The sequence below is a fragment of the Streptomyces sp. WAC05292 genome, assembly GCF_003949955.1.
GTDB lineage: Bacteria > Actinomycetota > Actinomycetes > Streptomycetales > Streptomycetaceae > Streptomyces > Streptomyces globosus.
Map to the genome: position 1 here is coordinate 1 of NZ_RPSE01000161.1, position 12,425 is coordinate 12,425.

12 protein-coding genes are annotated in these 12,425 nt (G+C 74.3%); 2 read left to right on the top strand and 10 right to left on the bottom strand.

What is annotated here, in order from left to right; translation table 11 throughout:
- The 7 genes from EF903_RS18075 to EF903_RS18105 form a co-directional block, all read right to left on the bottom strand.
- Positions 1 to 1,137 (bottom strand): PAS domain-containing protein (locus EF903_RS18075; protein WP_260615532.1); only part of this gene is annotated, 1,137 nt, incomplete at its 3' end.
- Between the two features lie 212 nt (positions 1,138 to 1,349).
- On the bottom strand, positions 1,350 to 1,778 hold the full coding sequence (locus EF903_RS18080; RefSeq protein ID WP_125544418.1) for an ATP-binding protein: 429 nt from the start codon (positions 1,776 to 1,778) through the stop codon (positions 1,350 to 1,352).
- Positions 1,779 to 1,972: 194 nt separating this feature from the next.
- Positions 1,973 to 2,407: a (deoxy)nucleoside triphosphate pyrophosphohydrolase gene (locus EF903_RS18085; protein WP_125544420.1), complete on the bottom strand. Its 435-nt coding sequence runs from the start codon at positions 2,405 to 2,407 to the stop codon at positions 1,973 to 1,975.
- A 29-nt stretch (positions 2,408 to 2,436) separates the two neighbouring features.
- Positions 2,437 to 2,622, bottom strand: a complete 186-nt coding sequence (locus tag EF903_RS18090) for an SPOR domain-containing protein (RefSeq protein ID WP_114053989.1) — start codon at positions 2,620 to 2,622, stop codon at positions 2,437 to 2,439.
- Between the two features lie 362 nt (positions 2,623 to 2,984).
- Positions 2,985 to 3,737: a GntR family transcriptional regulator gene (locus EF903_RS18095; protein ID WP_125544422.1), complete on the bottom strand. Its 753-nt coding sequence runs from the start codon at positions 3,735 to 3,737 to the stop codon at positions 2,985 to 2,987.
- A gap of 104 nt (positions 3,738 to 3,841) precedes the next feature.
- Positions 3,842 to 5,053 (bottom strand): DUF4190 domain-containing protein, encoded by a 1,212-nt coding sequence (locus EF903_RS18100; RefSeq protein ID WP_125544424.1) that lies wholly within the window; start codon positions 5,051 to 5,053, stop codon positions 3,842 to 3,844.
- A 161-nt stretch (positions 5,054 to 5,214) separates the two neighbouring features.
- Complete coding sequence (locus EF903_RS18105) at positions 5,215 to 6,786, bottom strand: S8 family peptidase (RefSeq protein WP_399421128.1); 1,572 nt, start codon at positions 6,784 to 6,786, stop codon at positions 5,215 to 5,217.
- A 210-nt stretch (positions 6,787 to 6,996) separates the two neighbouring features.
- Between EF903_RS18105 and EF903_RS18110 the strand changes: the two genes are divergently transcribed.
- Together EF903_RS18110 and EF903_RS18115 are read left to right on the top strand one after the other, a co-directional pair.
- Positions 6,997 to 8,109, top strand: coding sequence for a pyridoxal-phosphate dependent enzyme (locus EF903_RS18110; protein ID WP_125544428.1), 1,113 nt, complete (start codon positions 6,997 to 6,999; stop codon positions 8,107 to 8,109).
- Between the two features lie 219 nt (positions 8,110 to 8,328).
- The gene (locus EF903_RS18115) at positions 8,329 to 9,138 is read left to right on the top strand and encodes an isocitrate lyase/phosphoenolpyruvate mutase family protein (RefSeq protein ID WP_125544430.1); all 810 of its coding nucleotides are present in this window, start codon (positions 8,329 to 8,331) and stop codon (positions 9,136 to 9,138) included.
- A gap of 29 nt (positions 9,139 to 9,167) precedes the next feature.
- Here EF903_RS18115 and EF903_RS18120 read toward each other — a convergent pair whose 3' ends face one another.
- From EF903_RS18120 to EF903_RS18130, 3 genes are all read right to left on the bottom strand, one after another.
- Positions 9,168 to 9,968 (bottom strand): serine protease, encoded by an 801-nt coding sequence (locus EF903_RS18120; protein ID WP_260615531.1) that lies wholly within the window; start codon positions 9,966 to 9,968, stop codon positions 9,168 to 9,170.
- A gap of 5 nt (positions 9,969 to 9,973) precedes the next feature.
- Positions 9,974 to 11,083, bottom strand: coding sequence for an esterase family protein (locus EF903_RS18125; RefSeq protein WP_125544432.1), 1,110 nt, complete (start codon positions 11,081 to 11,083; stop codon positions 9,974 to 9,976).
- 200 nt (positions 11,084 to 11,283) lie between these two features.
- Positions 11,284 to 12,312 carry an alpha/beta hydrolase gene (locus tag EF903_RS18130; RefSeq protein WP_399421130.1) on the bottom strand — a complete coding sequence of 343 codons (1,029 nt, stop codon included), beginning with the start codon at positions 12,310 to 12,312 and terminating at the stop codon, positions 11,284 to 11,286.
- Positions 12,313 to 12,425: the final 113 nt, after the last annotated feature.

Here is a 12,425-nt window from a genome sequence, read left to right on the forward strand (position 1 = left end):
GTCGAGCTCGAAGTACATCGGGACGAGCTCCAGCGGCAGCCCGTCGAAGACGGTCGGGACGGTGTGCCGCCCCTTCCGTTGGCCGCCGCGGCCGAGGACCTCCGGGGGGGGGAGCGGGGGGGGGTCCCCAGGGGCCTCCAGGTCCCCGCGGTGCCGGACGGGGGGGTCCGGTGCGGGGCCGGGCCGGGGGGTGGGGCCCTGGGGGCGGGCGGGGCGGTCGTCGTCGCCGAGGAGGAGGCCCTGGTAGAGGTCGACGGAGGCGAGGTCGCAGAAGCCGGGGACGGTGACGTCGAGCAGTTCGCGGGCGGTGGTCTCCAGGTCGAGGGAGTTGCCGATGCGGTGCCCGGCCTCGTTGAGGAGGGCGAGGTTGCGGCGGACGCCGGCGGCTTCGCGGGCGGCGAGGTGGCGGCGGGTGACGTCGGTGCCGAGGCCGGCGATGCCGATGGGCCGGCCGCTGCCGCCGTGGAGGCGGTAGAGGTTGATGGACCAGTGGCGGTTCTCGCGGCTGCCGGGGGCGGCGCCGCTGATCTGGAGGTCGGTGACGGACTCCCCGGTCTCCAGGACGCGGCGCAGGGCCTCGGCCATGCGGTCGGCTTCCTCCGGGGGGAGGTAGTCGTGGACGGTGCGGCCGCGGTGCTCCTCGGCGTCGCCGCCGAAGACGGTGGCGAAGCGGCGGTTGGCGCGCTGCACGGTGAGGTCGGTGCCGAACAGCAGGAAGCCGAAGGGAGATTGGCCGAATATGGCCTGTGAGGCGGCGAGGTCGGATTCGATGCCGCGCAGGGCGCGTACGTCGACGACGATGCACAGCGCGGCCCGTTCGGCGGCTTCGGTGAGGGTCGGCATGACGTAGATCTCGGCGATGCCGTGGGCGCCGCCGCCCCCGGGGATGCGGAAGGGGACGTGGCCCGTCCACTCCTTGCCGTCGAGGATCTCGGCGACGCGGCGGCGGGCGCCCGCGCGGAGGCCGGGCGCCATGAAGGCGTCGACGGGGTCGCGGCCGACGGCCTCCGCGGCGGCCAGGCCGAAGAGTTCCTCGGCGCGCAGGCTCCACTGGTCGATGAGGCCGTCGGGTCCGATGGAGAACGAGGCGGCCTTGACGTGGTCGTACAGCGAGCCGGGCGGGCTGCTGTGCCACAGGGAGTCGTGCCACGCCTCCCCCGGCACACGTGCCTGATGTGCCTGCGCAGGTATCTCGCTCACGCGACCGTCCCCTCCAGCTCACCGCAACCGGACCGGCCATGACCGAAGTATTCAGCACCACGGCCTCGGACGGCACGGCGTTCCCGATCACGAAAAGGTCCCGACTGTTTCGAGCCATGCCCGGTGATCGTCAGCCATCCTCCACCTTGTTACTCACCAGGAAGAGCCAACTCGAACCACACGGTCTTGCCCGACTTGCCGTGACGGGTGCCCCAGCGGCGCGCGGAGACGGCGACGAGGTGCAGGCCCCGGCCGCCTTCGTCGTCGGCTCCGGCGGTGCGTTCGCGGGGCGGATCCGGAAGCGGATCGGAGACTTCCACGAGGAGGGCGGGCCCGAGGGAGGGGTCCCCGTCGACCTGCCTGCGGCGTTCCAGGCGGACGCCGATGGGGCCGGAGGCGTACCGCAGGGAGTTGGTGACCAGCTCGCTGACCAGCAGGACGGTCACCTCGCCGACGGACTCCAGGCCCCAGGAGTGAAGTGCGCCGCGCACGGCGTGGCGGGCGGTGCGGACCGCGCCGGGCTCGGCAGGGAAGGCCCATTCGGCGCATTCGCCGTCTGTGTCGATCACGCCGATCACTTCCCGGGCCGGGGGCGGCCGCCGTCCGGTCCGGCGGGGACGGCGCCTTGAGGTTTACTGCGCAAATAGGACCAATAGCGACATACCCGATAATCGCGGCGGCGTACCACCCGACTTGCATGCCCCGGCGCACTGTGGCGCGGACGGCCGAGCGCATGAGCGGCGCGCGCCCCCGTGCGACCGGCGTGCTCCGGTCAGGGTGCCGCCCGGTTGCCCTCCGCGGCCTCCGCGGCCTCCGCGGCGCGCAGCCGGCGGCCGATCTCGGCGACGGCGGGGCGGTCCTGGTCGAGCCAGTCCACCGACTCCAGCTCCTCGGGCGCGAGCCAGCGCAGCTCGTCGTGGTCCTCCAGCGGTGCGGGCTCCCCGTCGAGCAGCCGGGCGGTCCACACGTGCAGGACGAGGCCCGGCCGCAGCGGCCACTCCCCCGGGATGCGCTCGACGGGCTCGGTGCGCACGCCGAGCTCCTCGCGCAGTTCGCGGACCAGCGCGTCGGGGACGGACTCGCCCGGTTCGGCCTTGCCCCCGGGCAGCTCCCAGCGGCCCGCCAGTTCGGGGGGCGCGCTGCGGCGGGCGGCCAGCAGGCGCCCGGCACGGCACAGGGCTCCGCCCACGACCACTCGATCCGTCATGGGCGGAGCCTATGCCACTGCCGTGATGCTCAGTTCGTCGTGGCGGTCTGGCCGATCCGCTCGACCCAGTAGAGCTGCTCGTGTCCACGGTGGTCGAGGCTCTCGACCACCTTCTGGGCCTCGGCCCGGGTGGGGTACCGGCCCACCCGGTAGCGGTTGCCGTTGTCGTCCTGACGTATGACCAGCCACGGAAGCAGGGCACCGCTGTCGTTCATCGCGTTTCACCCTCCGCCGATCCACGTGCCCGGGCAGCCGGTCCGCCGGCCCGGGAAACCGCATTGCGCATATGCCCGAGCTTACGCCCGACCTTTACTGAGCGGATACAGGTTTTTACGAAGAGATACCTTGCGGGCGTACGCATCCGGCCATGCGTACGAGTGAGCCGTGCGCGCCGGCTGCGGACCGGCGCACGCGGGCCCGGCGGCGGGCCGGACCGGCCCGGCCTGCGCACCCGCGGGGCGGTCGGGGGCGGCGCCGGGGGCGCGCAACGGGCGGTGCGCCCGGGCATCGGCGCAGGACCGGGCGATCACGATCGCACCGAAACCCGCCGCCCGACCGGCCGGGCGGGGGCGGCGGCTCAGCGCACGGGCAGGTGGTAGGCGAGCCGGTAGCGGTCGGCCGGCACGACCACGTCGGCGGTCTCCACGGGGCGGCCCGAGGCGTAGTAGGTGCGGCCGATCACCAGGACGACGTGCCCGGGGACGCCGCCGAGCACCAGCAGCTCCTCCGCGAGGCCGGGCCGCGCGCCGACCTCCTCGACCACGTTGTCGACGACGACGTCGATGGCGGCCATGCGGTCCACGACGCCCGAGCCCCCCAGCGGCCCCTCCTCCGGCAGCATCACCGGGGTCCGGCCGGTGAGCGCCAGCGGCTCCCAGGAGGTGGACAGCATCATCGCCTCGCCGGCGTCGCGGAAGACGTAGCGGGTCCGCATGACCCGCTCCCCCGGCTCGATGCCGAGGCGCTCGGCGATCGGCGCGGGCGCCCCGGTCTGCTCGCTGCTGGACTCCCAGGTGCCGCGCGCGCCCGCCTCGGCCTGCTCCTGCCGGAACGGGGTGGAGGGCCCGCCCGAGCGGTACCCCGAGCGGGCCACCCGGCGGGGCACTGGCTGCTCCCGCACGTACGTCCCCGATCCGGAGCGGCCCTCGACCAGGCCCTCCGCCATCAGGACCTTGCGGGCCTCCAGCGCCACGGTGTCGGAGACCCCGTACTCCTCGCGGATCCGGGCCTGGGAGGGGAGGCGGGCGTGCGGGGGCAGGGAGCCATCGACGATCTTCCGTCGGAGATCCCCGGCGACGCGGAGATAGGCCGGCTGCTCACCGAAAGCCACTGGGCACTCCCATCAGGTTGACAGACAGCCACACCCTGGCAACGGTCGGTTGTACGCCGCAAGCAAAGGCCAGCGTTTCACCCGAAGTGATGAAGGCAGGTCAGTCAAACCCCTTGCCGCACGGTGTCCCCGCTCGTCCGGCGCCGCGCCGGCTCGGGCTGCGGAGGGGAGTCGGGGTCCGCTTCCGGGTCCGCCCCGGGGTCCTCCTCCGGCTCCGCCGGGCCCTCCGGCCCCGGCCGCTCCTCCAGCCAGTCCGGCACCGTCGTCGCCAGCCCGTACGCCCCGCGCAGGTTCCGCTCCGCCGTCACGGTCAGCACGCGCGCGGCGCGCTCCCACGCCTCGCGGAAGCCGTCCGGGCGCACGGACGCGCCCGCCCGCTGCCACTCCGCCCGGGAGGCCTCGACCTCCTTCAGCCGGGCCCCGGCGGCCTCCGCGAGCTCCGGCCGCGCCGATGCCTCCCGGAGCACCCCCGCCTCACGGGCCAGCGCCCGCTCCACCGACCGGGCCCACTCCCTGTACGCCGGGAGCGCCTCGTCGAGGTCCTCGTCGGGGGCGCCGCTGCGGGCCAGCTCCGCCTCGTTCGCCGCGCCGAGGTAGGCCGCCTGGTCGGGCCGCAGCATGCCGGCGTCCCTGCGGAGGCTGCCGCGGTGCTCCACCTCGGTGGTGCCGATGGCGCACAGCAGGTGCCGGTCGCCGTCGGCCCACGAGTCGCGGGAGGGAGCGAAGTAGAACATGTCCGCGTACGGCGGCAGGGCCCAGGTGTCCATGGCGTACGCGTCCTGCGCCCGCCAACAGGCCTCCGCGGCGCTCCGCTTGACCTTCCGGCCGCCGGGGAACGCCGGCTGGCCCAGCAGCGTCGAGGAGGTCACCTCGCCCTGGTGGACCTCCGCGCAGTCGATCCGGTAGAAGAGCGGGTCCTCGTCGAGGAGGTCGCCGCCGGGGACGTTGAAGCAGTCTCCGGCCTGGAGCTCCTCGGGCACGGTCAGCTCGCCCGCGACGCTCTCGTACTGCTCCAGGGCGTCGAGCCGTTCGAAGAGCGGCCCGGCGGCCTGCGCGACGGTGAACAGGGCCGCGGCGGTCGTCACCAGCGACACGGCGAGGCCCGCGAGGGCCAGCGGCCGGCCGCGCTCGCCCTTGCGGGAGATCTGTACGAGCGCCACGACCGCGAGGACGATGCCGAGCGGCGGCAGGCAGAGCAGCCCGACGAGCAGCGAGGCCGGCGCGAACCCGTTCAGCTCCGCGTCCCCGTCCGCCTGCGGCGACGCCGCCGCCCGGCGGTGCGGCGGCGGCCAGGCGGGCGGCGGCGGGGTGCTCACGGGCGCGGGGCTCCATCCCGGGGGGTGCGGAGGCGAATGCGCGAAATAGTACGCAGCGGGGGCGACCGCGGTGTCGGTCGCCCCCGCCGCTCGCCCGGCGCCCCGGCGGGCGGTCCGGGCTCAGCCGGTGCGGGTCGGGCCGCAGGCGGCCCCGTACCGGATCAGAACTGCAGCGCCCACGAGTCGATCTTGCCGGTGTCGAGGTTCGCGTTGTCGTTCACGCGCAGCTTCCAGGTGCCGTTCGCGGTCTCCGAGGAGGCGTTCACGGTGAAGGTGCGGATGATGTTGTCCGCGCTGCCGCCCGAGCGGTTGTGCAGGTTGTAGGCCGTGCCGTCGGGGGCGACCAGGTCGACCTTGAGGTCGCCGATGTAGGTGTGCTTGATGTCGACCGCGACGGTCAGGGCCGCCGGGGCGCTGCCGGGCACGCCGCTGACGGTGACCGGGGACTCGACGGTCGCGTTGTCGGCGATGGCGTAGTCGGCGGCGTTCTCGAACCGCGGGCCGGGAGGCGTGGTGGTGCCGCCGCCGACGTACAGCAGGCGGTTCGGGGAGCCGGAGCCGGGGCCGGTCACCACGTTCGGGGTGGCCGCGGAGGTGAGGGCCTGGGAGACCTGGGCGGGCGTGCTCGCCGGGTTGTCCGCCAGGTGCAGGGCGGCAGCGCCCGCGACGTGCGGCGCGGCCATCGAGGTGCCGGAGATGGTGTTGGTGGCGGTGTCGCCGGTGGCCCAGGCGGAGGTGATGGAGGAGCCGGGGGCGAATATGTCGAGGATGCTGCCGTAGTTGGAGAAGCTGGACTTGGCGTCCGTGTTGGTGGTGGAGCCGACGGTGATGGCCTCGGCGACGCGGGCCGGGGACTTCGTGCTGGCGTCGGTGCTCTCGTTGCCCGCGGCGACCGCGTACGTGACGCCGGAGGCGATGGAGTTGCGCACCGCGGTGTCGAGCGCGGAGTCGGCGCCTCCGCCGAGGGACATGTTGGCGACGGCCGGCTTGACGGCGTTGCGGGTGACCCAGTCGATGCCCGCGACGACCTGGGCGGTCGTGCCGGAGCCCTGGTTGTTCAGCACGCGGACGCCGACGATCTTGGCCTTCTTGGCGACGCCGTACGCGCCGCCGGCGACGGTGCCGGCGACGTGCGTGCCGTGGCCGTGGCCGTCCTGGGCGGTGTTGTCGTTGTCGACGGCGTCGTAGCCGTAGGAGGCGCGGCCCCCGAAGTCCGTGTGGGTGATGCGCACGCCGGTGTCGATGATGTAGGCGGTGACGCCCTCGCCGGCCTTGTCGGGGTACGTGTAGCTGTTGTTCAGCGGGAGGGCCCGCTGGTCGATGCGGTCCAGGCCCCAGGACGGCGGGCTGGGCTGGGTGCCCTGCGCGCCGTCGACGGTGAAGACCCGGTTCTGCACGACCGACTTGACCGCCGGGTCGGCGGCGAGCTTGCGGGCCTGCGCCTCGGAGACCTCGACGGAGTAGCCGTTGAGCGCGGCGCTGTAGGTGCGGTCGATCGTCGCCCCGTACTTCCGGGCGACGGCCTTCCCGCTCTCGGCGGTGGAGCGGGCGGCGGAGTCCTTCAGGGTCACGATGTAGCTGCCCGCCACGGCGCCGGGGGCGCCTGCGTTCTCGATGACGCCCTGGGGGGCGCGGTCGGCGGCGGACGCGGGGAGCGCGGCGGCGGCGCCGAGCGCGAGGGCCGCTACGGCGGTCACGCCTGCTGCGGCGGCCTTCCGGCGGGTGCGACGCATGGACATGTGGGGGGTCCTCCTCGTCGGTGGAGCTCTGGGGATGGCGGCGGAACGGCGGCATTAGGCCATGGACATGACAAGACTGGGGACGCCCGGCCCGGCACCGCCTGTCGAAAGGTTGGCCCAGCCCGTCGGCATCCCACAAGGGGACGGCGGACGCGTAACATCCGTGCCATACAACGGCCATGAAAGAGCAAAGGTGCTCCGCACATGACGCACGCAATCCCCGGCTACGTCTGTCCCGACGACGGCACCCGAGCGGACGTGCGGACCGCGCCGTGGTGCTGCCCCGTCTGCGGCGGCCCCTGGGACCTCGACTTCGCACCGGATCCGGCCAGCGCCCTCGACCCGGCTTCCGGGCCCAACTCGCTCTGGCGCTTCGGGTCCGCACTGCCGCTGCCGGGAGCGTTCTCCGTGACCATGTCGGAGGGGAACACCCCGCTGCTCCCGCTCGGGGAGCGGATTCACGCCAAGCTCGACTTCCTGATGCCCACCCTGTCGTTCAAGGACCGCGGCGCGGTGATGCTCGCGGAAGTGGCCCGGCGGCTGGGCCCCGAGCGGGTCGTCGCGGACAGCAGCGGCAACGCCGGAACGTCCGTGGCGGCGTACTGCGCACGCGCCGGGCTGAGTTGTGAAATTTTCGTGCCCGAGGGCACCTCCGGGAAGAAGACCGGGCAGATGCGCGCCCACGGCGCGGCGGTACGGGTGGTTCCGGGCGGCCGCGAGGCCGCCGCGGCCGCGGCGCGCGCGGAGGCGGACCTGCCGGGCGTCTTCTACGCCAGCCACGTGTACAACCCGTACTTCCTGCACGGCACCAAGACGTACGCCTACGAGGTGTGGGAGGAGCTCGGCGGCCGGCTGCCGGAGGTCCTCGTGCTCCCCGTCGGCAACGGCACCCTGCTGCTGGGGGCCGCGCTGGCCGCGGAGGAGCTGGCCCGGCGCGGGGTCCGCCCGCCGGCCCTGTTCGCGGTGCAGGCGGAGGCGGTGTCCCCGCTGGCCGCGGCGTTCGCCGCCGGCGCCGAGGACGCCGGCCCGGCGGAGCAGCGGCCCACCCTCGCCGAGGGGATCGCCATCCCGGCGCCGCCGCGGGCCCGCCGGATCCTGGCGGCGGTCCGGAAGTCCGGCGGCACCTTCCTGACCGTCTCGGAGGAGGCCCTGGCCGCCGCCCACCGGGACCTGGCCGGGCGCGGCCTCTTCGTCGAGCCCACGGCGGCCGCCTGCTGGGCCGCGGTCGGCCCCGCGGCCCCCGCGGACCCCCTGCGGGGGCGCACGGCGGTGCTGCCGCTGTGCGGGGCGGGCCTGAAGGCGGCCGCGGCGGCCTGAGGGACGGGCAGGCCCGGCGGGACGGACAGGCCCGGCCGGACGCGCAGGCCCGGCGGGACGGGCGAGCCCGGCTAGACGGACGGGCGCGGCCGGACGGGTCCGACGGCCGGTGCCGGGGCCGGGCGCGGCGGCCTTGCGGGCCCGGCCGGGCCGCGGGTGGCGGCGTACGTGTCGGAAAACCGCCGGACGCGAACGCCAGGCGACTGATCAACTGGTGGCATGACCACTGCCGTTGACCTCGCCCGCCGCTTCGCGGCCCTTCACGACCCCGCCGCCCCGCTGGCCCTGGCCAATGCCTGGGACGTCGTCAGCGCCCGCCTCGTCGAGGCCGCCGGGGCCCCCGCCGTCGCCACGACCAGCGCCGGCGTCGCCTGGTCCCTCGGCGCGCCCGACGGGGACGCGCTGGCCCGCGACCGGGCCGTCGACCTGGTGGCCCGGGTGGCCTCGGCCGTCTCCGTGCCCGTCACCGCCGACATCGAGGGCGGCTTCGGCGCCGATCCGGCGGGCGTCGCGGAGACCGTCGCCGCGGTCCTCGCCGCCGGCGCCGTCGGCGTCAACATCGAGGACGGCGGCCGCGCTCCCGCCGAGCACGCCGAGCGCGTCGCCGCCGCACGGGCCGCCGCCGACGCGGCCGGGATCCCGCTGTACGTCAACGCCCGCATCGACACCTACCTGTCCGGCCTCGGCGACCCCGCGGGCCGCCTCGACGAGACCCTGGCCCGCGCCGCCGCCTACCTCCGCGCGGGCGCCTCCGGCATCTTCGTGCCCGGCGCCACCGACCCGGCCGTCGTCGCCGAGCTCGCCCGGGGGATCGACGCCCCCCTCAACGTGCTGGCCGGCCCCGGCGACCCGTCCGTCGCCGCGTTCGGCGCCCTCGGCGCGGCCCGGGTCAGCCTCGGCTCCCGGGTGGCGGAGGCCGCGTACGGGGTCGTACGGCGCGCCGCGGAGGAGCTCCTCGCGCACGGCACGTACACCGCGGTCGCCGACGCCCTGCCGTACGGCACGCTGAACGGCCTGCTCAAGGGCTGAGCGGGCCGGGCCGGGCCGGGTGCCCGCCGTCAGTCCTGCGCGGCCCGCTCGTACAGCGCCCGGGCCCGCTCGTCGAAGAGCGCCGCGGTGGAGTCCACGTCCGTGTCCCCGCCGCTCAGTACGCCGATCAGGTGGCCGGGGCTGCCCGGGCCGCCCCGGTCGGCGATGAAGGGGCTGCCGCTGGTGCCCGTCCAGAAGCCGGCGCAGCCGATGTACAGCATCGCCGGGTCGTCCTCGTCGTGGGCGGTCCGGGTGGAGCAGGAGACCGGCCGGTTCTCCGGGTTGCGGGCCGACTCCGGGTAGCCGACGACGGTGACCTCCCGCTCGTACCCGGAGGTCCAGTCCGGAACGGGCGCCTCCCGGGCGCCGCCGACCGCCTCCTGGACCGCCTGCTGCACGGTCCGGCCGTCCTCGTCCGGCTCGACGCTGAGGAACGCGTAGTCGGCGGTGTCCTCGCCCCACCGCGTCCACCGCTCGTCGACGTGGACGGCCTTGACCTTCCACACCCCGAGCGGCTGCCGGCCCGCCCCCTCGCCGGTGAAGGCGGGGGCGAAGGACAGCTCGCCGATCTCGCGGCCGTCGTGCGCGACCTCGCCCGGCTCGCCGTCCTCCCCGGCCGGGGCCACGCAGTGCGCCGCGGTCGCGACGACCGTCCCCTTGGGGCTGTCGACCACGCTCGCCGTGCACCAGTGCTCCCCGTTCGCCATGAGCACGCCGACCCCGGGGAAGGGGTGGACGGCGCCGGCGTCCTCGTCCACCGCCTGGGCGAAGGCGACGGCCAGGGCGGCCGCCACCCCGGCGGCGGCCGCCGCGGACGCCCCCCGCCTCACGGCGGTCAGCGCACGCCGGGGTCGGGGGTCGGTGCAGACATCACCTTGCTGATCCACTCCAGGGAGCCCTCCCTCATGCCGCGCACATACGACTTTCCGTTGTGCTCACCATCCTGGATCACCTGCAGCCGGGTGTGCACGGGGCCCCTGCCGTACTCCTTCATGAACTTCTCGGCCTTGTCGCGGCCGGACTCGGCGGTGCCGATCTGGAAGTTGACGTAGACGTCCGGGCCGCCGGCGGCGATCAGCCGGGCGGCGAGCTTCTCCGGGTTGTTCTCGTCCATCGCCTGCCTGTTCCCCTTCCACAGCGGGGAGTCGGGGACGATGTCGATGCCGCTCGCGATGACCGCCTTGAAGCGGTCGGGGTGCTTCAGGACGTGCTTGAAGGCGCCGAAGCCGCCCGAGGAGGAGCCCATGAAGCCCCACCCGTCACGGGAGGTGAAGGTGCGGAAATTGGCCCGGGTGAAGTCGGGGACGTCGTCCGCCATCCAGGTGCCCATCTTCGGCTGGCCGGGGATGTCCGAGCCGTCGAAGTGGTTCTTGGTGTCGGCGTTGATCACCGGCATGACGAGGATGAAGGGCAGGCTCTTCCCGGCCTTCACCCCGTCGGCCACGGCCTGCTGGAGGCCGAGGCCCGGGCCGGTCCCCCAGTAGTTCTTCGGGTAGCCGCGGCCGCCCGGCAGGGAGATCAGGACCGGGAACGCGCTCTTGGCGTACCGGGGGTCGTCGTACTCCTTGGGGACCCACACCCACACGTCGCCCGTGAACCCGGACTTCGGCCCCTTCAGGGTCGTCTTGGCGATCTGCGTGCCGTCCGGCAGGCGGCTGGTGCGGATGAACGAGGCCTTCGGGCCGGTCGGCATGGCGACCCCGGACGGGACGGCCTCGGCGGAGGCCGCCGCCGGCTTCTTGGTCTTCTCGAAGGACACGGGATCCCCTATGTCCGAGAAGAGGCCGAACTTGTAGGCGGCCGCGCCGCCGCCGGCGGTGAGCACGAAGGCGAGCCCGCCTCCGATCAGGAGCCTGCGCAGGCGCCTGGGGCGGGGGCGGCCCGTGGTCACGGGGCCCTCCCCGGCCGCGTCGCGGCGCTCGCCCTGAAGCTGGTCATGCTGCACGGAATTGTCCCGTTCCCTCTCCGGCGCCCGCTGGGGCGCGGGGTCGGACCGATCGGTCCCCCTTACACCCCTTACAGAGGGATCAACGACGGGGAGGGTTGCCTGGGACGGGTGTGATGTGGGGCGCGTGAACGGCGGCGGCCCCGCCGCCCACAGGGGGCGACGGGGCCGTGGCGCTGCGCGCCGGGACGGGGGCCGGGTCAGCCGGCCTCGGGCTTGGGCGCCTTCAGCACCTTGCTGATCCACTCCAGGGAGCCCTCCTTCATGCCCCGGACGTAGTGCCAGCCGTTGTGCTCGCCGTTCTGGATGTCGCGGATGGTGGTCTTGACCGGTCCCTTGCCGTACTCCTGCTGGAACTTGACCATCCGGTCCTTGCCGCCCTCCTTGGTGCCGATCTGGAAGTTGATGTACACCTCCGGGCCCTTGCGGTCGATCAGCTTCTTGGCGAGCTTCTCCGGGTTGTTCGCGTCCATCTCCGCCTGGTGGCCCTTCCACAGCGGGGAGTCCGGGACGATCTCGCCGCCGCTGGCGATCACGGCCTTGAACTTGTCCGGGTGCTGGAGGACGGTCTTCATGCCGACGAAGGCGCCGGAGGAGGAGCCCATGAAGGCCCAGCCGTCACGGGACTTGTAGGTGCGGAAGTTGGCCTTGGCGAAGTTCGGCACGTCCTCCGCCATCCAGGTGCCCATCTTGGGCTGACCGGGGATGTCGGAGCCGTCGTAGTAGTACTTCGCGTCGGGGTTCAGCACCGGCATGATCACGACGTACGGAAGGCTGGTGCCGGCCGCGACGCCGTCGCTGATCGCCTTGTGCAGGCCGAGGCTGCGGTCGGCCCAGTAGTTGGTCGGGTAGCCCTCGCCGCCGGGCAGCGCGATGAGCACCGGGAAGCCGCTCTTGGCGTACTTCGGATCGTCGTACTGCTTGGGCGCCCACACCCACACGTCGCCGGTGAAGCCGGACTTGGCTCCGACCAGCGTCGTCTTGGCGACGATCGTGCCGTCGTCGAGCTTGGCGGTCTGCTTGAACTGGGCCTTCGGACCGGTCGGCATCTGGACGTCCGGGTCCCCGCTGGGGGTGGCCTCGGCCGGCGCGCCGCCCGCCTTGCCCGCCTCGCCCCCGGAGCCCGAGGCCGGGTTCTTGCCGAAGCTGACGGTCTCGCCGTTGCCGGAGAACCACTCCAGCTTCCAGGCGGCGAACCCGCCGCCGCCCAGCAGCAGGGCGAGCACCACGACGGCGCTGATCCATATCGCGCGGCGCGAGCGCCGGGGGCGCGGCTCGTCGTCGTACGCGTCCTCGTACGCGCCGTCGTACCCGTCGCCGCCGTCCGGGTGGGGGCGCGGGC